The organism is Rhizobium sp. SYY.PMSO (genome assembly GCF_046840415.1).
GTDB lineage: Bacteria > Pseudomonadota > Alphaproteobacteria > Rhizobiales > Rhizobiaceae > Rhizobium.
The window spans coordinates 2,853,712-2,879,093 of record NZ_CP177349.1 but is presented as its reverse complement, the minus strand read 5'-3'; the positions used below and the strand labels follow the sequence as shown (position 1 = coordinate 2,879,093).

Annotated in this window: 19 protein-coding genes and 1 tRNA gene; 10 read left to right on the top strand and 10 right to left on the bottom strand. The window is 63.0% G+C overall.

All coding sequences use genetic code 11. The features are described 5' to 3' along the window. The first annotated feature begins 4 nt into the window (after positions 1-4). The 3 genes from fdhF (at position 5) to ACJJVH_RS14000 (ending at position 4,152) form a co-directional block, all read left to right on the top strand. Positions 5-2,884 carry a formate dehydrogenase subunit alpha gene (fdhF, locus tag ACJJVH_RS14010; protein ID WP_412064179.1) on the top strand — a complete coding sequence of 960 codons (2,880 nt, stop codon included), beginning with the start codon at positions 5-7 and terminating at the stop codon, positions 2,882-2,884. Between the two features lie 184 nt (positions 2,885-3,068). Further along, a complete protein-coding gene (gene fdhD / locus ACJJVH_RS14005; protein WP_412064178.1) occupies positions 3,069-3,896 on the top strand; it encodes a formate dehydrogenase accessory sulfurtransferase FdhD in 828 nt (275 codons plus the stop codon). Continuing rightward, complete coding sequence (locus ACJJVH_RS14000) at positions 3,886-4,152, top strand: formate dehydrogenase subunit delta (protein ID WP_112804042.1); 267 nt, start codon at positions 3,886-3,888, stop codon at positions 4,150-4,152. The genes fdhD and ACJJVH_RS14000 overlap by 11 nt, the downstream gene beginning before the upstream one ends. A 170-nt stretch (positions 4,153-4,322) precedes the next feature. On the opposite strand, the gene ACJJVH_RS13995 is transcribed toward ACJJVH_RS14000, so the two are convergent. The 3 genes from ACJJVH_RS13995 to rocF all read right to left on the bottom strand — a co-directional run bounded on the left by ACJJVH_RS13995 (position 4,323) and on the right by rocF (position 8,021). Next, positions 4,323-5,996: a methyl-accepting chemotaxis protein gene (locus ACJJVH_RS13995; protein WP_412064177.1), complete on the bottom strand. Its 1,674-nt coding sequence runs from the start codon at positions 5,994-5,996 to the stop codon at positions 4,323-4,325. A gap of 294 nt (positions 5,997-6,290) precedes the next feature. After that, on the bottom strand, positions 6,291-6,767 hold the full coding sequence (locus ACJJVH_RS13990; RefSeq protein ID WP_112504404.1) for a chemotaxis protein CheW: 477 nt from the start codon (positions 6,765-6,767) through the stop codon (positions 6,291-6,293). A 318-nt stretch (positions 6,768-7,085) separates the two neighbouring features. Continuing rightward, positions 7,086-8,021, bottom strand: a complete 936-nt coding sequence (gene rocF, locus ACJJVH_RS13985; RefSeq protein WP_112804061.1) for an arginase — start codon at positions 8,019-8,021, stop codon at positions 7,086-7,088. Between the two features lie 136 nt (positions 8,022-8,157). Between rocF and ACJJVH_RS13980 the strand changes: the two genes are divergently transcribed. Next, positions 8,158-8,586, top strand: coding sequence for an Lrp/AsnC family transcriptional regulator (locus ACJJVH_RS13980; protein WP_112804040.1), 429 nt, complete (start codon positions 8,158-8,160; stop codon positions 8,584-8,586). 3 nt (positions 8,587-8,589) lie between these two features. Here the strand turns inward: ACJJVH_RS13980 and ACJJVH_RS13975 are convergent, their stop codons facing one another. From ACJJVH_RS13975 to ACJJVH_RS13965, 3 genes are all read right to left on the bottom strand, one after another. After that, on the bottom strand, positions 8,590-12,777 hold the full coding sequence (locus ACJJVH_RS13975) for a translocation/assembly module TamB domain-containing protein (RefSeq protein ID WP_412064176.1): 4,188 nt from the start codon (positions 12,775-12,777) through the stop codon (positions 8,590-8,592). Positions 12,778-12,842: 65 nt separating this feature from the next. Continuing rightward, positions 12,843-14,768 carry an autotransporter assembly complex protein TamA gene (locus tag ACJJVH_RS13970; RefSeq protein ID WP_112804038.1) on the bottom strand — a complete coding sequence of 642 codons (1,926 nt, stop codon included), beginning with the start codon at positions 14,766-14,768 and terminating at the stop codon, positions 12,843-12,845. A 273-nt stretch (positions 14,769-15,041) separates the two neighbouring features. Then, entirely contained in the window at positions 15,042-15,317 is a 276-nt protein-coding gene (locus ACJJVH_RS13965; RefSeq protein WP_112804037.1) for a glycine zipper domain-containing protein, read from the bottom strand. Positions 15,318-15,612: 295 nt separating this feature from the next. Here ACJJVH_RS13965 and ACJJVH_RS13960 point away from each other — a divergent pair, with 295 nt between their 5' ends. The 4 genes from ACJJVH_RS13960 to hemA all read left to right on the top strand — a co-directional run bounded on the left by ACJJVH_RS13960 (position 15,613) and on the right by hemA (position 20,778). After that, positions 15,613-16,101, top strand: a complete 489-nt coding sequence (locus ACJJVH_RS13960; RefSeq protein WP_112804036.1) for a (2Fe-2S)-binding protein — start codon at positions 15,613-15,615, stop codon at positions 16,099-16,101. An 84-nt stretch (positions 16,102-16,185) separates the two neighbouring features. After that, on the top strand, positions 16,186-18,531 hold the full coding sequence (locus ACJJVH_RS13955) for a xanthine dehydrogenase family protein molybdopterin-binding subunit (protein ID WP_412064175.1): 2,346 nt from the start codon (positions 16,186-16,188) through the stop codon (positions 18,529-18,531). 20 nt (positions 18,532-18,551) lie between these two features. Continuing rightward, positions 18,552-19,346, top strand: a complete 795-nt coding sequence (locus ACJJVH_RS13950) for an FAD binding domain-containing protein (protein ID WP_412064174.1) — start codon at positions 18,552-18,554, stop codon at positions 19,344-19,346. A 220-nt stretch (positions 19,347-19,566) separates the two neighbouring features. Next, positions 19,567-20,778, top strand: coding sequence for a 5-aminolevulinate synthase (gene hemA, locus ACJJVH_RS13945; RefSeq protein ID WP_112804060.1), 1,212 nt, complete (start codon positions 19,567-19,569; stop codon positions 20,776-20,778). 124 nt (positions 20,779-20,902) lie between these two features. On the opposite strand, the gene ACJJVH_RS13940 is transcribed toward hemA, so the two are convergent. Then, positions 20,903-21,532: a LysE family translocator gene (locus ACJJVH_RS13940; RefSeq protein ID WP_412064173.1), complete on the bottom strand. Its 630-nt coding sequence runs from the start codon at positions 21,530-21,532 to the stop codon at positions 20,903-20,905. 121 nt (positions 21,533-21,653) lie between these two features. Then, on the bottom strand, positions 21,654-22,847 hold the full coding sequence (gene dxr, locus ACJJVH_RS13935) for a 1-deoxy-D-xylulose-5-phosphate reductoisomerase (protein ID WP_113406220.1): 1,194 nt from the start codon (positions 22,845-22,847) through the stop codon (positions 21,654-21,656). A gap of 199 nt (positions 22,848-23,046) precedes the next feature. Between dxr and ACJJVH_RS13930 the strand changes: the two genes are divergently transcribed. Together ACJJVH_RS13930 and ACJJVH_RS13925 are read left to right on the top strand one after the other, a co-directional pair. Next, positions 23,047-23,313 carry a BON domain-containing protein gene (locus tag ACJJVH_RS13930; protein ID WP_113358870.1) on the top strand — a complete coding sequence of 89 codons (267 nt, stop codon included), beginning with the start codon at positions 23,047-23,049 and terminating at the stop codon, positions 23,311-23,313. 75 nt (positions 23,314-23,388) lie between these two features. Next, a complete protein-coding gene (locus ACJJVH_RS13925) occupies positions 23,389-23,850 on the top strand; it encodes an Ivy family c-type lysozyme inhibitor (RefSeq protein ID WP_412064172.1) in 462 nt (153 codons plus the stop codon). 28 nt (positions 23,851-23,878) lie between these two features. Here the strand turns inward: ACJJVH_RS13925 and ACJJVH_RS13920 are convergent. Together ACJJVH_RS13920 and ACJJVH_RS13915 are read right to left on the bottom strand one after the other, a co-directional pair. Then, positions 23,879-23,955 (bottom strand) — tRNA-Arg (locus tag ACJJVH_RS13920). Positions 23,956-24,077: 122 nt separating this feature from the next. Continuing rightward, complete coding sequence (locus tag ACJJVH_RS13915) at positions 24,078-25,238, bottom strand: M20 aminoacylase family protein (protein ID WP_113358866.1); 1,161 nt, start codon at positions 25,236-25,238, stop codon at positions 24,078-24,080. Positions 25,239-25,382: the final 144 nt, after the last annotated feature.

The following is a 25,382-nucleotide window of genomic DNA, read 5'->3' as shown; positions in this document are numbered from 1 at the left end:
ATCCATGTCCCTCGTTCCAGAAATCGATTACGGCACGCCGGCCTCCACCTCCGAAACCATGGTGACGCTGACCATCGACGGGCAGCAGATCACGGTGCCCGAGGGCACGTCGATCATGCGCGCTTCCATGGAAGCCGGCATTCAGGTGCCGAAGCTCTGCGCCACCGACATGGTCGATGCCTTCGGTTCCTGCCGCCTCTGTCTCGTCGAGATCGAAGGCCGCAACGGCACGCCGGCCTCGTGCACCACGCCCGTCGCGCCCGGCATCGTCGTCCACACGCAGACCGGCCGGCTGAAGGACATCCGCCGCGGCGTGATGGAGCTCTATATCTCCGACCACCCGCTCGACTGTCTGACCTGCGCCGCCAATGGCGATTGCGAGCTGCAGGATATGGCGGGCGCCGTCGGCCTGCGCGATGTGCGCTATGGCTACGAGGGCGACAACCACGTCAAGGCGCGCAACAACGGCGACATCAATCTGAAATGGATGCCGAAGGACGAGTCGAACCCCTATTTCACCTATGATCCTTCGAAGTGCATCGTCTGCTCGCGCTGCGTTCGCGCCTGCGAAGAGGTGCAGGGCACCTTCGCGCTAACCATCGAGGGCCGCGGCTTCGGCTCGCGCGTCTCGCCCGGCATGCACGAGAACTTCATCGACAGCGAGTGCGTTTCCTGCGGCGCCTGCGTGCAGGCCTGCCCGACGGCGACGCTGACCGAGAAGTCGGTGATCTCGATCGGCCAGCCGGAACATTCCGTCGTCACCACCTGCGCCTATTGCGGCGTCGGCTGCTCATTCAAGGCGGAGATGCGCGGCGAAGAGCTGGTGCGCATGGTGCCCTGGAAGGACGGTCAGGCCAATCGCGGCCACTCCTGCGTCAAGGGTCGCTTCGCCTATGGCTATTCGACCCACAAGGACCGCATCCTCAACCCGATGGTGCGCGAGAAGGTGACAGATCCCTGGCGCGAAGTGACCTGGGACGAGGCCTTTGCGCATATCGCCACCGAGTTCAAGCGGCTGCAATATCAGTATGGCCGCGATTCCATCGGCGGCATCACGTCCTCGCGCTGCACCAATGAGGAGACCTTCCTGGTGCAGAAGCTGGTGCGCGCCGGCTTCGGCAACAACAATGTCGACACCTGCGCCCGCGTCTGCCATTCGCCGACCGGCTACGGTCTCGGTCAGGCCTTCGGCACGTCGGCCGGCACGCAGAACTTCGACAGCGTCGAGCAGTCGGATGTGGTCGTCGTCATCGGCGCCAACCCGACGGACGGCCATCCGGTGTTCGGCTCGCGCCTGAAGAAGCGGCTGCGCCAGGGCGCCAAGCTCATCGTCATCGATCCGCGCCGCATCGATCTGGTGCGCACGCCGCATGTCGAGGCGAGCTACCATCTGCCGCTGAAGCCCGGCACCAATGTCGCCATGCTGACGGCGCTGGCCCATGTCATCGTCACCGAGGGCCTGTTCGACGAGACATTCATCCGCGAGCGCTGCGACTGGTCCGAGTTCGAGGATTGGGCAGCCTTCGTTTCCGAGCCGCAGCACAGCCCGGAGGAAACGGAAAAATATACCGGCGTTCCCGCCGATCTCGTGCGTGGCGCGGCCCGCCTCTATGCCAAGGGCGGCAATGGCGCCATCTATTACGGACTCGGTGTCACCGAGCACAGCCAGGGTTCCACCACCGTCATGGCGATCGCCAACCTCGCCATGGTGACGGGCAATATCGGCCGTCCTGGCGTCGGCGTGAACCCGCTGCGCGGCCAGAACAATGTGCAGGGCTCCTGCGACATGGGTTCCTTCCCGCACGAGCTGCCGGGCTATCGTCACATCTCCGACGATGCTACCCGGGATATCTTCGAAAAACTCTGGGGCGTGAAACTCAACAACGAGCCCGGCCTGCGCATCACCAACATGCTCGATGCCGCCGTCGAAGGCTCGTTCAAGGGCATCTACATTCAGGGCGAGGATATTCTTCAGTCCGATCCGGATACCAAGCATGTCGCCGCCGGCCTTGCCGCGATGGAATGCGTCGTCGTCCACGATCTCTTCCTGAACGAAACGGCCAACTACGCGCATGTCTTCCTGCCCGGTTCGACCTTCCTCGAAAAGGACGGCACCTTCACCAATGCCGAGCGCCGCATCAACCGCGTGCGCAGGGTCATGACCCCGCGCAACGGCTATGCCGACTGGGAGGTGACGCAGAAGATGGCTCAGGCCATGGGGCTTGCCTGGCACTACACGCATCCTTCCGAGATCATGGACGAGATCGCCGCGACGACGCCGAGCTTCGCCCTGGTGTCCTACGACTATCTGGAAAAGATGGGCTCGGTGCAGTGGCCCTGCAACGAGAAGACGCCGCTCGGCTCGCCGATCATGCATGTCGACGGCTTCGTACGCGGCAAGGGCAAGTTCATCCGCACGGAATATGTCCCGACCGACGAACGCACCGGCCCGCGCTTCCCGCTGCTGCTCACCACCGGGCGCATTCTCAGCCAGTATAATGTCGGCGCCCAGACGCGGCGGACGGAGAATGTCGTCTGGCATGCGGAGGATCGCCTAGAAATCCATCCGCACGACGCGGAGCAGCGCGGCATCCGCGAGGGCGATTGGGTCAGGCTCAGCAGCCGCTCCGGCGACACGACGCTCCGGGCGCTGATTACCGACCGCGTCGCTCCCGGCGTCGTCTACACGACCTTCCATCACCCGGACACACAGGCAAACGTCATCACCACCGATTATACCGACTGGGCGACGAACTGCCCGGAATACAAGGTGACGGCGGTACAGGTCTCCCCATCGAACGGCCCGTCGCAGTGGCAGGTCGACTACGATGAGCAGGCGCGGCAGTCTCGCCGGATACTCGGGAAGATGGAGGCCGCGGAGTGAAGCTGGGTGGATTTTCTCCTCCCCTCGGGGAGAAGGTGCCCGAAGGGCGGATGAGGGGGTATTTTCCCGCAAAAGGTAATATTCTTCGCCTGCGCTCCGGACGCGCGGAACTGCCGCGCCTTGCCCCCCTCATCCGATGCTTCGCGCCACCTTCTCCCCGGCGGGGAGAAGGGGAGTTCGGACAATGACCAGGTTCACCCCCACGACCACCGTTACCGAGACTGCGCGCCGTAACGGCCAGGTGCGCTCCGGTTCACGCATCGTCCCGGAAGAGGTGCCGATCGCCTTTTCCTATGGCGGCACGTCGCATGCGGTCATGATGGGAACTCCGGCCGACATCGAGGATTTTGCCGTCGGCTTCAGCCTGACCGAGGGCATCATCACCGATGCCGATCAGATCGCCGCGATCGAGCCGATGGAGGACGAGCAGGGGATCGATGTGCAGATCATTCTCGTCGACGATGCGGCCGACGCCCTGCGGCTGCGCCGCCGTCACATGGCGGGTCCGGTCGGCTGCGGGCTCTGCGGTATCGAATCCATCGAGCAGGCGGTGCGCAAGGTGCCTGACGTCTCTCAGGTCGCCTTGAAGCTGACGCAAAAGGATATCGTCGACGCGATCGGCCTCCTGAACGACGCCCAGCCGTTGCATCGCGAGACGCGCGCCGTTCATGGCGCGGGATTCTATGTTCCGTCCGAAGGGTTGCTTGTGGTGCGCGAGGATGTCGGCCGGCACAACGCGCTCGACAAGCTCTGCGGCGCCGTCATCGGCTCCGGCCGCAAGGGAGCCGAGGGCGTGGTCGCCGTCACCAGCCGCCTGTCGGTCGAGATGGTGCAGAAGGCGGCGATATTGGGCAGCTCGGTGCTGGTCGCCATCTCCGCGCCGACGGCGCTTGCCATCCGCACGGCCGAAGAAGCCGGCATGACGCTGGTGGCGCTGGTGCGCGGCGACGACTTCGAGATTTTCACCCATCCGCATCGTATCATTCCGGGGAGCGTCGCCGATGTCGCCTGACGAAACACCGCACGGCAAGGCCGAAGCCAAGCTCGTCTACATGGCGAACCAGATCGCCACCTTCTTCAGGACGCAGCCGGCGGATGAGGCCGTGGAGGGCGTTGCGACGCACATCAACAAATTCTGGGAGCCGCGCATGCGGCGTCAGTTGTTTGCCATCATCGAGCACGGAGACAGCGGGTTGAGCCCGCTGGTGCTGGAGGCCGCCCCGCTCATTCACAAGCCGGCGCCCGCCGAGGAAATTAAGCCGGCTTAGGATCGAGGCCGGCGGGGCTTTTCGGCGCATTGCCAATGTTCGTGTACAGTCATTCTCGTCCGGATTGGCTTGCCCGAAAGTGCTTGTGCGTCCTGCGCCTATCGCGCTTGCGGAAAAGGTAGAAGCCGCCGCGGTTTCCGGACGGCTTCCTGTCGTATGGGGATGGACCTCTATGCCGCGCGGCGCATCACCATATCGCGGATCATCGAGTCCGCCAGGCGAAACTGTGCGAGCAGCGTATGCAGCGCATCCGCCTCGTTGGCAAGCCTGAGGCTTGCAGCGGTACTCTCCTCGACCATGGCCGCGTTCTGCTGAGTGGTCTGGTCCAGCGAATTGATTGCGGCATTGATTTCCCTGAGGCCGATCGTCTGTTCCTTCGACGCCTTCACGATGGCGGCGACGTTGGTGTTGATATCGCCGACCTGGGTCACGATCTGCTCCAGCGCCTTGCCCGTCTGGCCGACTAGGCCGACGCCGTTCTTCACATGCTCGCTGGACGCCGTGATCAGCGCCTTGATCTCCTTGGCGGCGCTGGCCGAGCGCTGTGCAAGCTCCCGCACTTCCTGGGCCACCACGGCGAAGCCCTTGCCTGCGTCGCCGGCACGGGCCGCCTCGACGCCGGCGTTCAAGGCCAGAAGATTGGTCTGAAAGGCGATGTCGTCGATGACGCCGATGATGTTGGTGATCTCGCGCGAGGACTTCTCGATCTGGTCCATGGCGGCGACGGCGCTGCGAACCACCGTGCCGGATTGCTCGGCGCCGCGCTTGGTTTCGGCAACGAGACGTCCGGCCTCCTCGGCACGCTGGCTGGAATCGGCGACCGTCGTGGTGATCTCTTCCAGCGCGGCGGCTGTTTCTTCCACTGAAGCGGCCTGCTGCTCCGTGCGCCTTGAAAAGGATTCCGCCGAATCGCCGAGTTCGCGGGAGCCTGCGGCAATGGCGCTGGCATTTTCGCCAACGGTGGTCAGCGTCTCGGAGAGCTTGTGGATCGTTGCGTTGAAATCGTGGCGGAGCTGCTCCATGGACGGCACGAAGGACCGCTCGAGCGTCTTGGTCAGGTCGCCTTCCGACAGGTTGCGCAGCGCGCCGGCGAGTTCGCTGATGGCGCTCATGCGCGAGGTGACGTCGGTGGCGAACTTGACGACCTTGTAGACCTGGCCGTCGGTGCCGACGATGGGATTGTAGGCTGCCTGGATCCAGATTTCCTTGCCGCCCTTGCCGTATCGGACGAACTCGTTGGCGATGAATTCGCCCTGGGCCAGGCGCTGCCAGAAGCGCTTGTATTCCTCGGTGCGGGCATAGGCCGGGTCACAGAAGAGGCTGTGGTGCTTGCCGACGATCTCGCCGAGCGCATACCCCATGGCGTGGCAGAAATTCTCGTTCGCCGTCAGGATTTCGCCGGTGGGCAGGAATTCGATGACGGCCTGTGAACGGGAAATCGCTTCAAGCTTGCCGGCATCGTCGATCGCCTTCTTTTTCGCTGCGGTGACGTCGACGGCGAATTTTACGATCTTCACCGGCTTTCCATTGCGGAAAACAGGGTTGTAGGATGCCTGTATCCAGATTTCGCGATTGCCCTTGGCAAGACGCTTGTAGGTGCCGGCATCATACTCGCCGCGGCCGAGGCGTGCCCAGAAGTCCTGATAGGCCGGTGTCGAGACATAGGCCGGCTCGCAGAACATGCGGTGATGATTGCCGACGATCTCCTTCAGCTCGTAGCCCATCGCACGACAGAAATTTTCGTTGGCGGTCAGCACCTTACCCTGAAGGTCGAATTCGATGATTGCTTGCGATTTGGAAACGGCCGATAGAATGCGGCTTGTATCCGATGCGAGACTGAACATTCCTATTCCCTCTCAGAAGGTCCACGCTTGCCGGGCGTCGATTGATGGCATCGAAGCGGGCGGCCGTACTCGTCGGCACGCCGAAAGACGGCGCTCCGTGCGGGATGGTCGGAATGTGGAGATTGTGTTTTCTTCCCTCGCTTCGGAAATCGATGATGTGCAAGTCCGCTTAATTTTATGTAAAATTGAGCGTATTAGAAATTACAATTTAAATAAAATATAATCATCTAAAGTTTAGGCAAAGAAAAACCGCCGCTGACAAGGCGGCGGTTCTCAAAAGGCTGCTTCGCGAAATTAGGCGGCCAGTTCTTCCGTTTCGTTTTCCTTGAACATCTTGGCGAGGTTCAGGAAGCAGATCATTCCATTCTCGGTCGCGATGATGCCTTCGCAATAGGCGCGATCGAAGGACGCCGTGACTTCCGGCACCGGCTGCACCTGGCTGGATGCGATGGTGAGGATATCGGAGACGCGGTCGACCAGCATGCCGATGACCATGCTGTGCACCTCGGCGACGACGATGGCGCTGCGTTCGTTGGCGACCGTGCTCTGCATGCCGAGCTTGTAGGCAAGGTCGATGATCGGGATGACCGAGCCGCGCAGGTTCATGACGCCGATGACATCGGCCGGCGCATGCGGGATCGGCGTGGATGGCGCCCAGCCGCGAATTTCGCGGATGGTGGTGGTCTTGACGCAGAATTCCTGATCATGCAGCCGGAAGGCAATGATCTCCAGAGTTTCGCCGCTGAAGCTGGTGGAATTGATCGTGGCCATGAACGTTCTTCCCATTGAACCCGTGACGCCAAATCCGGCGTGTTCGGGCTACGATAGAGCAAGAACATTGCTCAAACCTAAATCCATGCAAGGGATTTCGAGTAAGGGGGCTGGCCACCCGTCCTCGTGGTTCGAGGGCGCTTGCGCGCCACCTCACCATGAGGACTGAACTTCTCGTTCCGCGGCCCCAAAGAGGCAAGCCGTATCGGGGACCAAGCCGTCCCATCCTCACCCAGAGCTTGTCGAAGGGCGAGGATGGCCCCGGCAAGAGGAAGGCCGCTCCTTCGGCCGGATTTCCTCTGCCGGCGGCGCGTGCTCTCAGGCGGCGCGGGTCGGACGGTCGAAGATGCGGCGGCCGAAGAGGCTTGCCGCCATTTCCACCAGAACGCGGGCGCTTTTGCCGCGGTCGTCGAGGAAAGGATTGAGCTCGACGAGGTCGAGCGAGGAGACGAGGCCGCTGTCGGAGAGCATTTCCATGATGAGATGCGCTTCGCGATAGGTCGCGCCGCCCGGCACTGTCGTTCCGACGCCGGGTGCGATATCCGGATCGAGGAAATCGACGTCGAAGCTCACATGCAGCAGGCCGTTGGCGGCGCTGACGGTATCGAGCACCTGGCGCATGATGGCCGCCACTCCCTGTTCGTCGAGCGAGCGCATGTCGAAGACGTTGACGCCATGCTCACGGATTTCCTCGCGCTCGCGCGGATCGACGGAGCGGATGCCGACCTGGAAAACCTTCGTCGGGTCGACCAGCGGCCGGCCGGCCGGCAGAACGCCTGCAATCTCGGCCTCGCCGCAGTAGTAGGCAACGGGCATGCCATGAATATTGCCCGACGGCGACGTCTCGGGCGAATTGAAATCCGAGTGCGCGTCGAGCCAGAGCACGAAAAGCGGGCGGCCGACCTCGGCAGCATGGCGGGCCATGCCGGAAACGCTGCCCATGGACAGGCTGTGATCGCCGCCGAGGATCAGCGGGAAGCCACCGGAGGATGCGACGTCGTAGACCTTCGTTTCCAGCGCGCGCGTAAAGGCGCCGACGATTTTCAGGTTATGGGCCTGGGGATGCTCCGGGAGGTCCGCTGCCGGGACCGGATGCAGGTCGCCGCCGTCGGTAACGCGATGGCCAAGCTCCGTGAGCGTCGTCTCGATGCCGGCGATGCGCAGCGCGGTCGGGCCCATGCCGGCGCCGCGGCGGCCGGAGCCTTCCTCCAGGGGAACGCCGATCAAGGTAATGGTGGTGGATTGCGTATTCATCGGCATTGCTCCGAAAGTGTGGGCTGTCGAGTCGCATTATTGATTGTCTGCGTGACAGCAAAAAGATGGAAAAATGTCGAAAATCGATTAGGTTTCGACAGATTGATCAATTCGATTTAGCAGAATGACAAGCCATATGGACGACCTCGACCGCGATCTCCTCAGTGCGCTGCGCAACAATGCGCGCATCTCCGTATCCTCCCTGGCGGCAGCGACCGGCGCGTCGCGCGCAACTGTGGCCGCACGCATAGAGCGGCTGGTGGAGAACGGCACCATTGCCGCCTTCACCATCCGCACCGGCCACGAAACCCGCGCCGCCGGCGTCAGGGCCATCGTTCTGATAGAGGTGCTCGGCAAGCTGGCCGACAAGGTCGCCGATCAGCTTCGCGGCCTGCCGCAGGTCAGGGCCTTGCACAGCACCAACGGCAAATGGGATTTCATCGCCGAACTGGAAGATCGCGATCTCGCCTCCTTCGACGAAACGCTCAGGCGGATCAGGCTGATCAACGGCATCAACATCACCGAATCCAATATCCTGCTGAAGACCAGCAAGATGGGATTCTGAGGCTTAATATTCGTGCTCGTAGACGATGCCGGCTTCGCCGGCGCCATTCGAGCCTGCCGCGCCGCGCAGCTTCACGCCGCGCCCGACATTCAGGTTGATGATCGCCTTGGTGTTGTTGGAGGCGCCCTGCTGCAGTTCGATATAGGTGCGCTTGTTGATGTACTTGCCGGCGCCGACCTGCGCCTGGCCGTTCGCGTCCGTCGAGATGTCGAGGTCGTCGACGCCGAGATGGCTGCGCAGGCCCTCGAACAGCGAGGTCGAGCGGCCGCCCGCAAGCTGGCTTGCGGCATCGGCAAGCTGGGCGATCTGCATGGCGGAGAGTTTCGACATGGATTGGCCGAAGATCAACTGCGCCAGAACCTCGTCCTGCGGCAGGGCAGGCGAAGAGGAGAAGCCGATCTGCGGATCGGTCGCAAGACCGGTGACATCGACGGTGATCGTGGTGGACCCGGCCGACGATGTCGCTTCCATGGCGAGTGCCGGCGTCAGATCGCCGCCGAAGGTGATCTTGCTGGTGTCGGTGAAATCCAGCCGGCGGCTGAGAATGGTCAGGCGTCCGCGCCGCATGGTGAAGCCGCCGGATACGATCGGCTCGGCCGCCGTGCCGCGCACGGTGATGCTGCCGCCAAGTTCGGCGTCGATGCCGCGGCCGCGCACGAAGATCTGCGAGGGCGCCTGGAGCTGCAAATCGATGCCGAGCGTCGTCGATTTGCTCCTCGGCCCTTCCGGTTTCTGATCCTTGAACTGGGCGCTGACTTTGGCCGGGGCATTCTTGTGCTTGATATTGATCTCGGAGAGCGACGCCGGCAGTTTTTCAGGCACGGTGATCGATGCCTTGTTGATCTTCAGATTGCCCGTCAGCATCGGCGCGGTCATGAGCGGTCCCTTGACGCCGAGCGTGCCGTTGACGGTCGCGGCCACCAGTGTCCCGTCGACATAGGTCGCGTTGTTGAATTTCACCTGGATATCGGCAGGGAAGCCGCTCTCCGGTGCAATGCCGACCGTGCCGCTGCCCGATATGCTGCCGCCGCTGGTCAGATTGCCGCTAAGGCGCGAGATGACGGCCTGCTTGCCGTCAAGCGTCACGGTCGCGGCAAGGCCGCTGAGGGTCAGGTTGCGGCGGACATCGACCAATTTGGCGCCGTCGGTGGAAATGGAGCCGGTGATCGCGGGGGCGGCGGTGGAGCCGCCGATCTGCATATCGATCCTGGCCGTGCCCGTCATGACCAGGCCCTGGGCCGCAAGCTGGCCGGCTAGGGCATCGAAGGGCAGGTTGCCCGAGAACTTCAGGGCCATGGCCTTGCTGCCGGCAATGGCGACAGTGCCGCCGCCGTTCAGCGCCAGCCCGCTCTGGCCGGTCAGGTTGGTATTGATCGTGACGACGTTGTCGGCAAACTTGCCGTCCGCCTTGATGCCGAGCGGCGCGAGGCCGGCGGATTTCGTCTGGCTCGTTGCCGCTGCCGACCAATTGGTCTGGAACACGACGGCAGGCGCGGTCGCCTTGCCGGTGACGGCGACCGTTCCGGAGATGACGCCCTCGGCCGCGAGTGTCGGCGCAAAGACATTGGCGAGGCTTGCCGGCAGGTTGGCGATCCTGGCATTGATGTTCAGGACCTGGCCGGCGGTGCCGCTGACCGTTACGGAGCCGCCACCCGTCTGAAGGGTCAGGCCGTTCAGCGATGCGATACCGTCCTTGACGACGATCCTGGTCGGCGAGGCCAGTTTCACCGGGATCGTGCGCGGCGCACCCGCGAAGGAGTCGAGGCTGACGGTCGTCTGCCCGCCCGATGTTTCGACATTGCCGCGCGTCGTCAGCGGTGCGTTGTCATAGGTCGATTTCAGATCGAAATCGGTGCGGCTGCCCTGCTGGGTGAAGGTCAGGCCGAGATCGGCGATGCGATTGGCGCCGGAGGCGATGGCATCGGCACGGACGCTGCCGTTTGCCGAGAAGGCCTTGAGATCGTCGATGGCAAGGGCAACGGCCGGTCTGGTGATCACGAGATCATCGCGGCGGATGCCGTTGCCGCCGGCGTTGACCTTCAGGCCGATCTTTCCGTTGGCGCTGGCGATATCGAGCGAGCCCTTGAGGTCGCCCTCGGCCTTCTGTCCGGCCAGCGCTGCGAGAAGGCCGAGATCCGGCAGATTGAAGGTGAGGGCGCCGTTCGGCTCGAAGCTCGGCGAAAGATCGAGCTTGCCTTGCAGCTTGTTCGTACCGATCTCGGCCGATAGCGACGGAATGCTCGTATGGCCATCCGTGGAAACCGCATCGGCGGCGATGCGGATCGGCTTCCCATCGATCGCGCCGGTTGCCTGGATGTTTGCCTGCGGCGCCTTGGGGTCGGCGGTGCCGGTCACGCCGATGTCGAGCGTGTCCAGCAGCCGCCCCGCCAGCTTGACGTTGACGGCCTTGACCGTGGCATCGATGCCGAGCGCGGCAAGCGGACCCTTGGCCTTGAGGCCGATATCGGCCTGGCCTTCGGCGTTCGGTATGAATTTGGAAAGATCGAGGACCTTGCCGGTAAGGTCCGATGTCAGCGACTGGTCGTTGAGGGCGACGTTGCCGTTGATTTCGGCGACGTTGGATTTCACCGCGAGATTGGACAGCGTCATCTTGGCCGGCACCGTGCCGGCGACCTGGCCCTCCAGCGATATCGTGCCTTCGAACTTGTTCGATACGCCGTCGGGCAGCACGCCGGGCAGCGCAAACAGCTTGAAATTGCCCGTGAGCGCTTTCGATGACAGCGTGTATTTGCCGTTGACGGTGCCGCCGATGCTGGCGCTTTCCAGCGTCGTATTGTTGAAGCCGATCGTGTCGGGCGAGAGTTGCAGCGGCGCGGTGAGCGCGATCGGCGCGCGGATCAGGCGATTGAGATCGGCGCTGACGAAGGCCGTCTGGCCGACGACGAGGCGAAGCTGCAGCGGACCGGACATGCCTGCAAGGTTGAAGGCATCGCTTCTGGCGCTGAGATTGATCTGTCCGACCTGTCCCTGCGGCGTGCTGGCGCTGTCGAGCGCGGCTTTGGCATCGATCTTCACCGATTGCGCCGCGCCGGTCAGCGCGATATCGACGCGCGAAATCATGGCGCGCACTTCGCCGTTCTCCATCGGCCAACGGAAGTCGACGGGGCCGGAGGTGCCGAGCAGATTGGCATTGAGGCTGTTGTTGCCGGCGGGATCGAGCGTGCCGGATGCGGCAAGAACGGCGCTGCCGGTGGCAAGATTGCCGGTCTGGATGTCGATCTTGCCCTTGCCGTCGAAGGTGGCCGAGACGTCGATGGTCGTCTGTCCGGCGAAGAGCGGCCGCATGGTCGGCGGCAGCAGCGAGTCGACGTCGCCGCCGCCCTTGACGTCTATATGATGCAGGCCATCGGCGGACAGGCTGTGGTGCCCGTCGATGGAAACCGTCGGCTGGCCGTCGAGTGCCGCCTGCAGTTTGCCGGTCCAGTTGGACAGCGGGCCATCGCCGGAAAGGTCGATATTGACGGCCGGGCCGCCCGGCAGGTGCAGGAGACCCGCGAGCATGCCGTCGCGCGGCTCGGAGATCTGCGTCTTCAGCTTCAGCTGATTGTCGGCCGGGGCGAAAGCGATGTCTGCGGAGAGCTTGGCGTCCGGCACGTCATGGCGGCTGGCATTGAGCGTCAGGCCCATGCTGCTGCTGTTGGCCTTGACGCTGCCGTCGGCGGCCAGAATGAAGTCCTGTCCGGCCACGGCCTGTCCGATGCGAAGATCGGGCAGGGCGATGGCGCCGATGTCGATGGCGACGGGCAGAGAAAAGCCGCCGCCACCCGATGTCTGCGGTTCCTGCGTGGTCGCGGCAGCCGTGGACACGGGCAGGCGCTGGAAGTCGATCACATCGGCCGCGACGCGGTCGGCATGGAAGGTGCCGCTCAGCAAGGACAAGGGAGACCAGTCGACGGCGAGATTCTGCACCTTGGCGTAGACGCCCTTCGTGTCCGCCACCGTAATGGCGCCGACGCGCAGATTACCGTTCAACAGCCCGGAAGGCGCTGCGATGGTGATGGTGCGGTCCGGCGTCGAGGCGAGTCTCGCCACCTGATCGACCGCGTAACCCGTCGCGGAAGGCACCATGCCGATGACGAGCACAGCCGCAATCACGAGCAAAAGGATCGCCACGACCGCATAGGCGATCCAGCGCACCAGTTTCCCGAGGATTCGAATCAATATGCTCATGAAAGCGACAGTAACCTCAATTTTGTAACCGTGTGCTGAACCGTCCGCGACAACTATACGGTTTGTCAGAAGGCCTGGCCGATGCCGGCATAGATGCCATAAGATGTGCCGTCGTCGTATTTCTTCAACGGGACGGCGACATCGAGCCTGATCGGGCCGAAGGGCGTAGCGTAGCGCAGGCCGACGCCGGCGCCAATGCGCAGATCGGAAATGTCCGGAAAGACAGTGTCGGTGACGCTGCCCATGTCGACGAAGGGCACGACGCCGATCGTATCGGTAATCTTCACGCGGGCCTCGAACGAGGCCGTCACATAGGAGCGTCCGCCGGTTTCGTCACCGTTGGAATTGTAGGGCGAGATTTCCTGATAGCTGTAGCCGCGCACCGAGCCGCCGCCACCGGCGTAGAAGCGCCGTGTGGCGGGAATATCCTCGATGCTGTTCGCGCCCAGCAGCGAGCCCGCGGCAAGCTTGCCGGCGAAGACGACGTTGTTGTTGGCGCCGACACCCTTGTAGCCGGTGATCGAACCCTCGAAGGAACTGAAGATCGTGCCGCCCATCGCCTCATAGCTCGGCTTGGCGCTGATCGAGGCGCGATACCCTTCCGTCGGGTCCAGCTTGTTGTCGCGCGTGTCGCGAACATATTCGAGCGGGATCGCGACCGTCAGGTAATTGTGCTTTCCGAAGGCGTCGGTGGTATCCGATTCATAGGATACTTCCCCGCCGGCGGAGACGGTGTCCTGGTCGTTGATTTCATAGGCAAGGCCGCCGCTCGCCGTCACGGTGTTGGCGTCGTAGGCATCCGGATGCAGGCTCTGCATCTTGAGGCCGGCGGTAAAGGTTGCCGAAGGATAGAAAGTCGCGGGGCGGACATAGGTGATGCCGGCCGTATAATCGAGCTGACCGACATCGGTCGTCTCGCCGATGCGCGAGACCGATCCTTCGATGCGCAGCGAGTCCGCGCGGCCCGTCAGGTTGCGGTGTCCCCAATAGCCCTGAACGCCGAAGCCGTCGATGGTCGAATATTGCGCGCCGACGCCGAAGAAGCGCTGCTTGCCTTCCGAGACCTCGATGGTCGTCGGGATGCTGCCATCCGGCGCCAGCTTGTCGGCCTCGCGAATGGTGACGCTCGAAAAGACCCCGAGCTTTCGCAAGCGGTCGGACGCCTTTTTCAGTTCGTCCGGCGAATAAGGCTTGCCTTCGTTGATGCGGGCATAGCGCTTGATGAAATCCGGGTCGACCGACTTCTGGCCGGTGACGCCGACATTGCCGAAAGGCGCGACGGGGCCGCTGTCGACCTTCAGTGAGACGTCGACCGTGTTGGTGGCATGGTCGGCGACGACGTCGCGCTTGTCGAGCTTGGCGAGCGGATGCCCCTCGTTCTTGAAATCGACGACCATCTTGTCGCCTGCCTTCAGGATGGTCAGGGAGCCGGCATCGCCGCCGCGCACGAGTCCGTAGCTTGCCGGGTCCAGCCTGGCGGCGTCGCCGAGCAGGCTGACCTTGCCGAGCTTGAAGACGGGGCCGGGATCGACGCTGATGGTGACGGCAACGGGCTTGGCGCGGCTGAAGGTCGGCGTCGGCGGCAAGGCATCGAGCGGGGTGCCGTTGACGGTGATGGTGACGACGCCGCCGTAACGCGCTTTTTCATAGAGGGAGGCGATCAGCCGGTCGCGATCGTCACGCGCCTTGACGACGACGCCGAGGTCGCCGGATACCGGCTTCTTTTCGTCGGATACCAGCATCGAGCTTTCGCTCAGGGCTTCCTTCAGGTCCTTGTCGAGATTGTCCGACTTGAAATCGACCGTGTAGTGAACGGGATCGGAAACCTGGTCGGCCGTTTCGTCCTCGCCCCAGAGCTTGATGCCGAAGAGCTTGAACGCGAAGGCATTTCCGGCGCATATCGGACCGAGCGCAAGCGCTGCCGCAACCGCTGCCACGGTTCCTGCCTGCCGATACGCAATACTCTTCTTCGGTACAGTTCTTTTATGCATACGCCGCTTTACGGTTACATGAGAACTTACTCAGCTTGACGTTTCCCCCAGGTTAACGCGGGGCCACCATAGAGGCAAAAGTTGCCGAGGTGTACCGTTTTGGAGTCAAAAACCTGGAAAATGTGACTGTCAAAGGGCAAAACGCCCTGATTTTGGCGAGAATTGGAGATGCTCGGGCGGTCTGTGTAGCGGCCTGTAAAGGTTGCCCCGGCCGGAAATCAAAAAGTCCCGGACTTGCGGTCCGGGACTCTGGAAATCTCGATCGTGGATCGATCAGTAGCCGCGATAGCCGCCACGCGGGCAATCGTCGATGTAGCGGCGGCCGTAGCGGTCGCGATAGTAGCACTGGCCGGGCTGCTCCTGGACGCTGCCGATGACGGCGCCGGAGACGCCGCCGATGGCCGCGCCGACTGCTGCGCCGCGGACATTGCCGGTGACTGCCCCGCCGATGATCGCGCCGGATGCCGCGCCGATGCCTGCGCCCTGTTCGGTCGGCGTGCAGCTTGCGATAGACAAGCCGACCAGTGCGAGCATAAGAACTTTCTTCATTTATCTCTCCAACGTTAGTTAAGCCGAACCCCGGCCAACGTCGTCCCAATTCTTCAGCTCCACCACGATGGGCTGTCTTTCAGTCCTGCAATGACAAAAAATATCGTGCAAAATATGATTGTCCATTGGGCGCCGACAGTTTTTTTGTTGCGGAACAAAGGCGGCTTTGTGACCGGATAGTAAAACGGCCGACACAAGGCAGAAAATCCACGCGCTGTCTAAAGTAGAGGTTGATTGGACTGTAAAAAAGTCAAATGATGCCCCTTGCCTCTGGAGGAGAGGCGAGGAGGAAAATATGGCAAAAGTGACTTTGACGGTGAACGGCCGTTCGGTCAGCGGCGAGTGCGAGGATCGTACGCTGCTTGTCCATTTCATCAGGGAAAGGCTCGGCCTGACCGGGACTCATGTCGGTTGCGACACCAGCCAGTGCGGCGCCTGCGTCGTCCATATGGACGGCAAGTCGGTGAAGAGCTGTTCGATCCTGGCCGTCCAGGCTTCCGGCTCGCGGATTACAACCATCGAGGGTCTGGCCGCCAACGGCGAGCTGCATCCGGTCCAGGCTGCCTTCAAGGAACATCATGGCCTGCAATGCGGTTTCTGCACGCCGGGCATGGTGATGACGGCGGTCGACATGATCAACCGTCATGGCGGAAAGCTGGATGAGAAGACGGTGCGCAGCGAGCTTGAAGGCAATATCTGTCGATGCACCGGCTATCACAACATCGTCAAGGCGGTGCTTTCCGCCAATGCCGAGATGAACGCCGCCAGCCAGGCGGCCGAATAGAGTTTCACCGAGACCGTCTGGCGAAACGCCGATGATCGTCGTCTTGGCGTGGTGCCAGGCCCGCAACCCCGATGGGAGGATGTGATGGGCGTGGAAGGCATTGGCGCGCGCGTGGCGCGCAAGGAAGACAAGCGATTTCTGACGGGCAAGGGGCGCTACACCGACGATATGGTGACGCCGGGAATGAAATACGCCTATTTCGTTCGCAGCCCGCATGCACATGCGAAGATCAACAGCGTCGATGTGTCGGCGGCACTCTCCATGCCGGGCGTGATCGGCGTGCTCGACGGCAAGCAATTGCTCGATGATGGCATCGGCAACCTGATCTGCGGCTGGATGATTCATTCCCGCGACGGTTCCCCGATGAAGATGGGCGCCTGGCGCCCGCTGGCCGTCGATACGGTGCGCTATGTCGGCGATGCCGTCGCCATCGTCGTCGCGGACAGCCTCGGGGAGGCGCGCGACGCGGCGGAAGCCGTTGCCGTCGACTATGAGGAATTGCCCGCCGTCGTCGAGGCGGTGGATGCGCTGAAGGCGGGTGCGCCGCAGATCCATCCCGAAGCGGCCGACAACCTGATCTTCGACTGGGAGCTGGGCGATGCGGCGGCGACCGACAAGGCGATCGCCGAGGCCGCGCATGTCACCGAGATCGAGATCCACAACAACCGGCTTTCGCCGAACGCCATGGAGCCGCGCGCGACGCTCGGCATCTATGACGCGGCCGAAGACCACTATACCTGCTACACGACGAGCCAGAACCCGCATGTGGCCCGGCTCGTCATGAGCGCCTTCTACAATGTCGCGCCGGAAAACAAGCTGCGCGTCATCGCGCCGGATGTCGGCGGCGGCTTCGGCTCGAAGATCTACATCTATCCGGAGGAAATCGTCTGTCTCTGGGCATCGAAGAAGACCGGCGTGCCGGTCAAGTGGACGGCCGACCGCACCGAAGCCTTCCTGACCGATGCGCATGGCCGCGACCATCTCTCCAAGGTTAAGATGGCCTTCGATGCGCAGAACCGCATGACGGCGCTGAAGGTCGACACCATCGCCAATCTCGGCGCCTACATGTCGCTGTTTTCCTCGGCGGTGCCGACCTATCTCTATGCGACATTGTTGTCGGGCCAGTACGCCATTCCGGCGATCCACGCCAATGTCCGCACGGTCTACACCAACACCGTGCCGGTCGACGCCTATCGCGGGGCGGGACGTCCGGAGGCGACCTATCTTCTGGAGCGCACGGTGGAAACGGCCGCGCGCGAGCTTGGCGTTTCGCCGGCGGAACTCCGGCGGATCAACTTCGTCCGCTCCTTCCCCTACCAGACGCCCGTCATCATGAACTACGATGCCGGCGACTACGAAGCCTCGCTCAACGCCGCCATGCAGCAGGCGGATTGGGCCGGTTTCCCCGCCCGCAAGGCGGAGGCGGCCGCCCGCGGCATGAAACGCGGGATCGGCATGAGTTGCTATATCGAGGCATGCGGCATAGCGCCGTCGCAGGCGGTGGGTTCGCTCGGCGCCGGCGTCGGCCTGTGGGAATCGGCCGAGGTGCGGGTGAATGCGGTCGGAACGATCGAGGTGCTCACCGGCTCGCACAGCCACGGGCAGGGGCATGAGACCACCTTCGCGCAGCTCGTCGCGGATCGTCTCGGCGTGCCGATCGACAGCGTCTCCATCGTCCATGGCGATACCGACAAGGTGCAGATGGGCATGGGCACCTATGGCTCCCGTTCCGGAGCCGTCGGCATGTCCGCCGTCGTCAAGGCGCTCGACAAGGTCGAGGCGAAGGCGAAGAAGATCGCCGCGCATCTGATGGAGGCGGACGAAAGCGATATCGTCATCGAGAACGGCGAGCTGAAGGTGGCGGGCACCGACAAGGCGCTGCCCTGGTTCCAGGTGGCGCTGGCCTCCTACACGGCGCACAACCTGCCCGCCGGCATGGAGCCGGGCCTGAAGGAAACCGCCTTCTACGATCCGGCGAACTTCACCTTCCCGGCCGGCTGCTACATCTGCGAAGTCGAGGTGGATCCGGAGACGGGCAAGACCGAGATCGTGCAGTTCGTCGCGGCCGACGACTTCGGCAACATCATCAATCCGATGATCGTCGAGGGACAGGTGCATGGCGGCATCGCGCAAGGGATCGGCCAGGCGCTGCTGGAAGGCGTGCATTACGACGAGAACGGCCAGCTGCTGACGGCGAGCTTCATGGATTACACCATGCCGCGCGCCGACGATCTGCCGTCTTTCCAGCTTTCGCACCAGAACACGCCGTGCCCGAGCAATCCGCTTGGCATCAAGGGATGCGGCGAGGCGGGCGCCATCGGCTCGCCGCCGGCGCTGATGAACGCGATTACCGATGCGATCGGCAACAACACGCTGACCATGCCGGCGACCCCGCTCAAGGTGTGGGAAGCGGCGCGGGCCGGTGCCTGAGACGAGAGGAGGATAGGATAATGTACGCAACCAACTACCATCGCGCCTCCTCGGTCGACGAAGCCGTGAAGCTTCTGTCCGATACCGACGAAGGCAAGTACGTCGCCGGCGGCATGACGCTGATTGCCACCATGAAGCAACGCCTGGCATCGCCGAGCGATCTCGTCGATCTCCGGCATATTCCCGCGCTCAAGGGGATTCGCGTCGACGGCCGCAGGGTCACGATCGGGGCGGCGACCACCCATGCGGAGGTCGCCTCCTCGACGGCGATCCGTTCGGTCTGCCCGGCGCTGTGCGAACTGGCGGGCATGATCGGCGATCCGCATGTCCGGCACATGGGCACGATCGGCGGATCGATCGCCAACAACGATCCGGCGGCGGATTATCCCTCCGCGATGCTGGCGCTGAATGCCACCATCGTCACCGACCGGCGCCAGATCGTGGCCGACGACTTCTTCCGGCGTCTGTTCGAAACCGCGCTGCAAGGTGCCGAGCTGATCACCTCCATCGCCTTCGACGCACCGGAAAGGGCCGGCTATGCCAAGTTCCCCAATCCGGCCTCGCGCTATGCGATGACCGGGGTCTTCGTCGCCAAGGGGGCGGGTGGCGTGCGCGTTGCCGTCACCGGCGCGGGTGCGGACGGCGTGTTCCGGCAAGGCGATCTGGAGCAGGCGCTTGCGGCGAACTGGCTGCCGGAGGCGGTCGCAGGCGTGACCGTCGATCCCGGTTCGCTGCTCTCCGATCTGCATGCCACGGCGGAATATCGCGCCAATTTGATCAAGGTCATGGCGAAGCGCGCCGTGGCTGCGGCATAGATTCGCCACGCGCAAGCCCGGAGCGGCGGGGTTTACCCGCCGTTCCGGAGAGAGTGTTTCCAGCATGGTTTCGATTGTCAATTTGGCCCGAATGCGTATTCTTGTCTGGAATTGTTCAAAATTAGGGGCCATTTGCCGCAGCCGGGCTTGAAAGCAATGCGGAGGGGTTGACGTGCGAACCGGCATTCTCGAAAACGGTCGCACGGTACTGGAGCAGATGATGGATTTCGAAGCATTTTTTAAGGGCGAACTGGACGGACTTCACAATGAGGGTCGCTACCGGGTCTTCGCCGATCTCGAACGCCGCCGTGGCAACTTCCCCCGCGCAGTCAGGCATACGCCCAATGGCCCCCAGGATGTGACCGTCTGGTGTTCCAACGACTATCTCGGCATGGGCCAGCATCCGAAAGTGATCGAGGCGATGAAACAGGCCATCGACCACTGTGGCGCGGGTGCGGGAGGCACCCGGAATATTTCTGGCACCAATCACTACCATGTTCTGCTCGAGCAGGAACTCGCCGATCTGCACGGCAAGGAATCCGCGCTGATATTCACCTCCGGCTATATTTCCAACTGGGCGACGCTCGGCACGCTCGGCGCGCGCATTCCCGGCCTCATCATCTTCTCGGATGCGCTCAACCACGCCTCGATGATCGAAGGCATCCGCTATGCCAAGTGCGACAAGGTCATCTGGAAACATAACGACCTGCACGATCTCGAAGCCAAGCTGAAGGCCGCCGATCCGAAGGCGCCGAAGCTGATCGCCTTCGAGAGCGTCTATTCCATGGATGGCGATATCGCTCCCATCAAGGAAATCTGCGATCTGGCCGACAAGTACGGGGCGATGACCTATCTCGACGAAGTGCATGCCGTCGGCATGTACGGTCCGCGCGGCGGCGGCATTGCCGAGCGCGAAGGGCTGATGGATCGCCTGACCGTCATCGAAGGTACGCTCGGCAAGGCATTCGGCGTCATGGGCGGCTATATCGCCGCTTCGACGGCGCTCTGTGATTTCATCCGGTCGTTCGCCTCCGGCTTCATCTTCACGACGTCGCTGCCGCCGGCTCTGGCTGCGGGTGCGGTCGCCTCGATCCAGCATCTGAAGGTCAGCCAGTTCGAACGCATGCGCCATCAGGATCGTGTGCGCAGGCTGCGCGCGCAGCTCGATGCCAACGGCATCCCGCATATGCCGAACCCGAGCCATGTCGTCCCAGTGATGGTCGGCGATGCGGCCAAGTGCAAGTGGATTTCCGACCTGCTGCTGGATGCGGGCGTCTATGTCCAGCCGATCAACTATCCCACCGTGCCGAAGAAGACCGAGCGCCTGCGCATCACGCCGACGCCACTGCATTCGGATGGCGATATCGAGCAGCTGGTCGGCGCACTGCACGCCCTCTGGTCGCGCTGTGCGCTCGCAAGGGCCGTCGCCTGAAAGGCGGTTTTTTACCCGCCCGCCGGGCCGGTTGACCGGCACGGCGCTCGCCAAAAAATCGATACGCATTCGCTGCGGAAGCGTTGGCATCAGCCCGCTTCCGCAGCGCGTTTATGGCATTACGTTAGTTTCGGCTTCCCAAGGTAAGGCGGCATGCGAGGCCGGCAAAGACCGTCGCCAACAGATATTGCGGCAACTTCGGAATGCGCCTGATCGCCGATAGCCGGCCCCGGATGTGGCTGCCGAGCAGGATGACGGAACCGTTCACGAGAAAGCCGATGCCGTTCAGGATGGTGGCGAGCAGCGCCATCTGCAGGACCATCGATCCGCCGGGATCGACGAATTGCGGAAAGAGGGCGAGCACGAACAAGGCCATCTTCGGATTCAGTAAATTGGTCGCAAGACCCTCGGTGAAGATGCGCCGGCCGGAAAGCCGCTTGAGCCCCGCAGAGGGTGCGAAGGCGGCGCCTTGCGAGCGCAGGGTCTTGACGGCGAGATAGAGCAGATAGGCGCAGCCGGCCCAGCGCACGATTTCATAGGCAACGGGAACGGTCAGGAACAGCCGCGACAGCCCGAGCGCTGCGGCCATGGCATGGCAATAGGTTCCAAGCGCAATGCCAGCATAGGTAAGGAAGCCGGCGGACCGGCCCTGGCTGACGCTGCGCGAGGCGATGAGAAGCATGTCGGGGCCGGGCGTGGCGGTGAGCACCAGCGCCGCGGCGGCGAAAAGAATGAGGGTGGAGAAGTCCGGCATCGTGATTCCCTTGAAAGTGAGGCCGGAATTCCTGCCTATCACGATCGCCGGAAATGGCAACCGCCTATTCGCGGGGCGAGCCGGACGTGCCGATCGGTGATCGCTTTATGTCGGTCATTGCTTACGCTGCCTTGTCGCGCTGGGCGACGAGCGCGGCCGCACGGCTGCGCGCTTCGGCATCGGCGGCAAAAACGGCATCCATGCTTTCGGCGCTGCCGGTCGCGATCATCTCATCCATGACGGCTTCGGCGATATCGGCCATTTCGAGAAAGCCGATGCGGCCCTCCACGAAGGCGTGGAAGGCGATCTCTTCGGCCGCATTCATGATCGCGCCTTGCAGGCCGCCGCGCTCCATTGCTGTGCGGGCGAGGCGCAATGCCGGGAAACGAACCTCGTCCGGGGCCTCGAAATCCAGCCGCGCGAGCTTGGCGAAATCCAGCCGGTCGACGCTGAGCCTTGTGCGGGCGGGATAGGCAAGCGCGTATCCGATGGCCGTGCGCATGTCGGGGCAGCCGAGCTGCGCCAGCACCGAGCCATCGGTGTAGCCGACCATGGAGTGAATGACCGATTGCGGGTGAACGACGACCTCGATCTGATCCGGCCGCACATTGAACAGGTGCTTGGCCTCGATCATCTCAAGCGCCTTGTTGAACATAGAGGCGCTGCCGATGGAGATCTTGAAGCCCATCGACCAGTTGGGATGGGCGCGCGCGGTGGCGGGCGTGACATTGGCCATCTGCTCGCGCGTCCAGGTGCGGAAGGGACCGCCGGAGGCGGTGAGGATGATACGCTCCACCGCATGCTGCTGGTCGTCCTCCAGCGCCTGGAAGATGGCGCTGTGTTCGCTGTCGACCGGGATCAGCCGGCCGCCGCCTTCGGAAACGGCGCGCACGAAGAGATCGCCGGCGGAAACGAGGCATTCCTTGTTGGCAAGGGCGATATCGGCGCCACGCCGCGCGGCGGCCAGCGTCGGCGCGAGCCCGGCCGTGCCGACGATTGCCGCCATCACCCAGTCCGAAGGCATGGAGGCGGCTTCGATCAAGGCATTCTTGCCCGCGCCGGCGGCGATGCCCGAACCGGCCAGGGCGTCCTTCAGATCCTGATAGCGCTCCTCGTTGGCAGTGACCGCCAGAGCTGCGCCGCAGGCCCTGGCCTGCTCGGCCAGCAGCTCGATATTGTCGTGCCCGGTGATCGCGGCGATGTCGAAGGCATCACGTCCCCCAAGCTGGGCGATGACATCGATCGTATTCTGGCCGATGGAGCCGGTCGAACCCAATATCGTCAGGCGGCGACGCGCCTTGCTGCCGGTGTTCATTCAGGTATCCGCATTTGCTGCTGCTTTCCTCAAGGCTCTACAGGGGATTGTGTGGAGCGGCAAGTCCGCTGCTCGTGCAGCCCCCTTCGGCACCCGTTCGCGCCAAAGACGAAACCACTGATTTGACGATATTTTCGGTCTTTTTTGAACAAAATGCGCCGTACTGCGTTTTCCGACCACTCGAATGCGGAGGCGATGGATGGTTTTCAAGGCGGCGACGTTTCACGGCGCGGAACTTTATCTGGAAAGCGAACAGGCCAGGCGCTCGGCCCTGGAATCTGCGGTTGCCAATGCGCTTGCCGTCGCCGGCGGAATCGATGCTTCCGATGTCACGGTCACGGCGGCGGGCCAGGAAATCCGCCTCGACGGATCCGTCGCGACTGATCAGGAAGTGAAGCGGGCAACCGCGGTTGCCGAGTCGATCCGCGGTGTCAGGCTGGTGAGGAACAGGATCGCCGTGGGGTAAGCCGGGGCATCAGCTATGTCCTCCTGCGGCCAATATCCGGTTGCCGCCCGTCGCCAATCCGGAGAAGGGGAATGCATGAAACAGATCAGGATTGCCGTCGCCATGGTCGCCGTTCTCCAGGCAGCGACCGCTGCAGCCGCACAGGACCATCCGGCCATATTCAGCGACATCGCCAAAGAGCCGGCGGCTGCCTCGGCTTTCAAGACGATGGCGGAAGGTCACAGGCTGCCGGACTGGATTCACGGCAAGACCGTCGAAGCCCCCGGTCATGAAGTCATGTTCGGTGGCGAGAAGGTCTACGTCATGAGCGCCTGCAAGCAGCATGATTGCGGTTCGGAACAGATCGCCGTCCTGTATGATCCCGGCAGGAAGATCATGCACGGCGTGCTGCTGCTCGCCGATCCGAAGACCAGATCGGAAAGGCTGACGTGGATGAACATCGGCGGCGGCAAGGAATCGATCGACGGCCGGACGATTTTCTACGCGGCGCTGACAGGCAGCCTGGAGAACCATCCGGATGCGTTTGATTATAAATAAGGTGGAGCGCCGGCTTGAATGTGGCTGATGGTGATCTCGACGCGATTCGAACGCGTGACCCTCAGATTAGGAATCTGATGCTCTATCCTGCTGAGCTACGAGACCACTCGGCATGATCCATACAAAAGCAAAGGCCCGAAGCCAAGCCCTTTTGCGTCGCGGAGACAATCTGTCTTGAACCTGTATCCCGCGCGGCCTCGAAGGCTGCGCGGGACATGGAGCAAAGCTCAGGCGTTGAGGCGCTGTTCGGCGAGGCGCACCCAGTAGGAAATGCCGTGGGCGATGGTTTCGTCGTTGAAGTCGTAGGCCGGGTTGTGCAGGCCGGCGGTATCGCCGTTGCCGACGAAGATGAAGGCGCCGGGGCGGGCGTTCAGCATGTAGGAGAAATCCTCCCCGCCCATCATCGGGTCGATGTCCGCAATGACATTGCCCACACCGGCGATCTCCTCGGCGACGGCGATCGCATGGTCGGTCTCGTCGGCGTGGTTGAACGTGACCGGATAATTGCGCTGGAATTCGATCTCGGCCTCCGCACCGTGGCTGGCGGCGATGCCGGAGACGATCTGCTTGAAGCGCTTTTCGGCGAGGTCTCGTATCTCCGGATCGAGCGTGCGCACGGTGCCGGCAAAGCTCGCATCGTTGGGGATGACGTTGTGCGCATTGCCGGCGTTGAACTTGGTGACGGAGACGACCACCGATTTCAATGGATCGGCGCTGCGCGAGGCGATGAGCTGCAGGTTGGAGACGATCTGCGCGCCGATGGCAATCGGGTCGATCGTCTTGTGCGGCATCGCGGCGTGGCCGCCGAGGCCCTTGATGGAGACGGTGAATTCGTCCGTGGCCGCCATGATCGGGCCCTTCCGAATGGCGAAATGGCCGACGGGCAGGCCGGGCATGTTATGCATGCCGTAGACTTCGGCGATCTGGAAGCGATCCATCATGCCGTCCTTGACCATGGCGTCGCCGCCGGCGCCGCCCTCTTCGGCCGGCTGGAAGATGACGGCGATATTGCCGTTGAAATTACGGTTTTCGGCGAGGTACTTTGCCGCGCCCAAAAGCATGGCGGTGTGGCCGTCATGGCCGCAGGCATGCATCTTGCCGGGCGTTTCGGAAGCCCAGGGCTTGCCGGTGATCTCCGTCAGCGGCAGGGCGTCCATGTCGGCGCGCAGGCCGACCGTGCGCCCTTCGCCCTTGCCGCGGATGAGGCCGACGACGCCGGTGCGGCCAATGCCCGTCACCACCTCGTCCACGCCGAAGGAGCGCAGCTTGTCGGCCACGAAGGCGGCGGTGTTTTCAACCGCATAGAGGAGTTCGGGATGCGCATGGATATGGCGGCGCCACTCGGTCACTTCGCCCTGGAGTTCTGCGGCTCTGTTCAAGATCGGCATGCTGATTTTCCTGCTGCTTAATATCGATTCTGGTTCAACTCACGGATCCGTCGCACAGCCCCTGACCAGCTCAATGCGGCCTTTGCGGCGTGTCACCGGGAAATAAAGTCGTCAATCGCCTTTGCCTTCTCCTAGCCATATAGG

Coding starts and splice junctions, on each gene's coding strand:
- fdhF (WP_412064179.1), top strand. CDS start 5: ATGTCCCTCGTTCCAGAAATCGATTACGGCACGCCGGCCTCCACCTCC.
- fdhD (WP_412064178.1), top strand. CDS start 3,069: ATGACCAGGTTCACCCCCACGACCACCGTTACCGAGACTGCGCGCCGT.
- ACJJVH_RS14000 (WP_112804042.1), top strand. CDS start 3,886: ATGTCGCCTGACGAAACACCGCACGGCAAGGCCGAAGCCAAGCTCGTC.
- ACJJVH_RS13995 (WP_412064177.1), bottom strand. CDS start 5,996: ATGTTCAGTCTCGCATCGGATACAAGCCGCATTCTATCGGCCGTTTCC.
- ACJJVH_RS13990 (WP_112504404.1), bottom strand. CDS start 6,767: ATGGCCACGATCAATTCCACCAGCTTCAGCGGCGAAACTCTGGAGATC.
- rocF (WP_112804061.1), bottom strand. CDS start 8,021: ATGAATACGCAATCCACCACCATTACCTTGATCGGCGTTCCCCTGGAG.
- ACJJVH_RS13980 (WP_112804040.1), top strand. CDS start 8,158: ATGGACGACCTCGACCGCGATCTCCTCAGTGCGCTGCGCAACAATGCG.
- ACJJVH_RS13975 (WP_412064176.1), bottom strand. CDS start 12,777: ATGAGCATATTGATTCGAATCCTCGGGAAACTGGTGCGCTGGATCGCC.
- ACJJVH_RS13970 (WP_112804038.1), bottom strand. CDS start 14,768: ATGCATAAAAGAACTGTACCGAAGAAGAGTATTGCGTATCGGCAGGCA.
- ACJJVH_RS13965 (WP_112804037.1), bottom strand. CDS start 15,317: ATGAAGAAAGTTCTTATGCTCGCACTGGTCGGCTTGTCTATCGCAAGC.
- ACJJVH_RS13960 (WP_112804036.1), top strand. CDS start 15,613: ATGGCAAAAGTGACTTTGACGGTGAACGGCCGTTCGGTCAGCGGCGAG.
- ACJJVH_RS13955 (WP_412064175.1), top strand. CDS start 16,186: ATGGGCGTGGAAGGCATTGGCGCGCGCGTGGCGCGCAAGGAAGACAAG.
- ACJJVH_RS13950 (WP_412064174.1), top strand. CDS start 18,552: ATGTACGCAACCAACTACCATCGCGCCTCCTCGGTCGACGAAGCCGTG.
- hemA (WP_112804060.1), top strand. CDS start 19,567: ATGGATTTCGAAGCATTTTTTAAGGGCGAACTGGACGGACTTCACAAT.
- ACJJVH_RS13940 (WP_412064173.1), bottom strand. CDS start 21,532: ATGCCGGACTTCTCCACCCTCATTCTTTTCGCCGCCGCGGCGCTGGTG.
- dxr (WP_113406220.1), bottom strand. CDS start 22,847: ATGAACACCGGCAGCAAGGCGCGTCGCCGCCTGACGATATTGGGTTCG.
- ACJJVH_RS13930 (WP_113358870.1), top strand. CDS start 23,047: ATGGTTTTCAAGGCGGCGACGTTTCACGGCGCGGAACTTTATCTGGAA.
- ACJJVH_RS13925 (WP_412064172.1), top strand. CDS start 23,389: ATGAAACAGATCAGGATTGCCGTCGCCATGGTCGCCGTTCTCCAGGCA.
- ACJJVH_RS13915 (WP_113358866.1), bottom strand. CDS start 25,238: ATGCCGATCTTGAACAGAGCCGCAGAACTCCAGGGCGAAGTGACCGAG.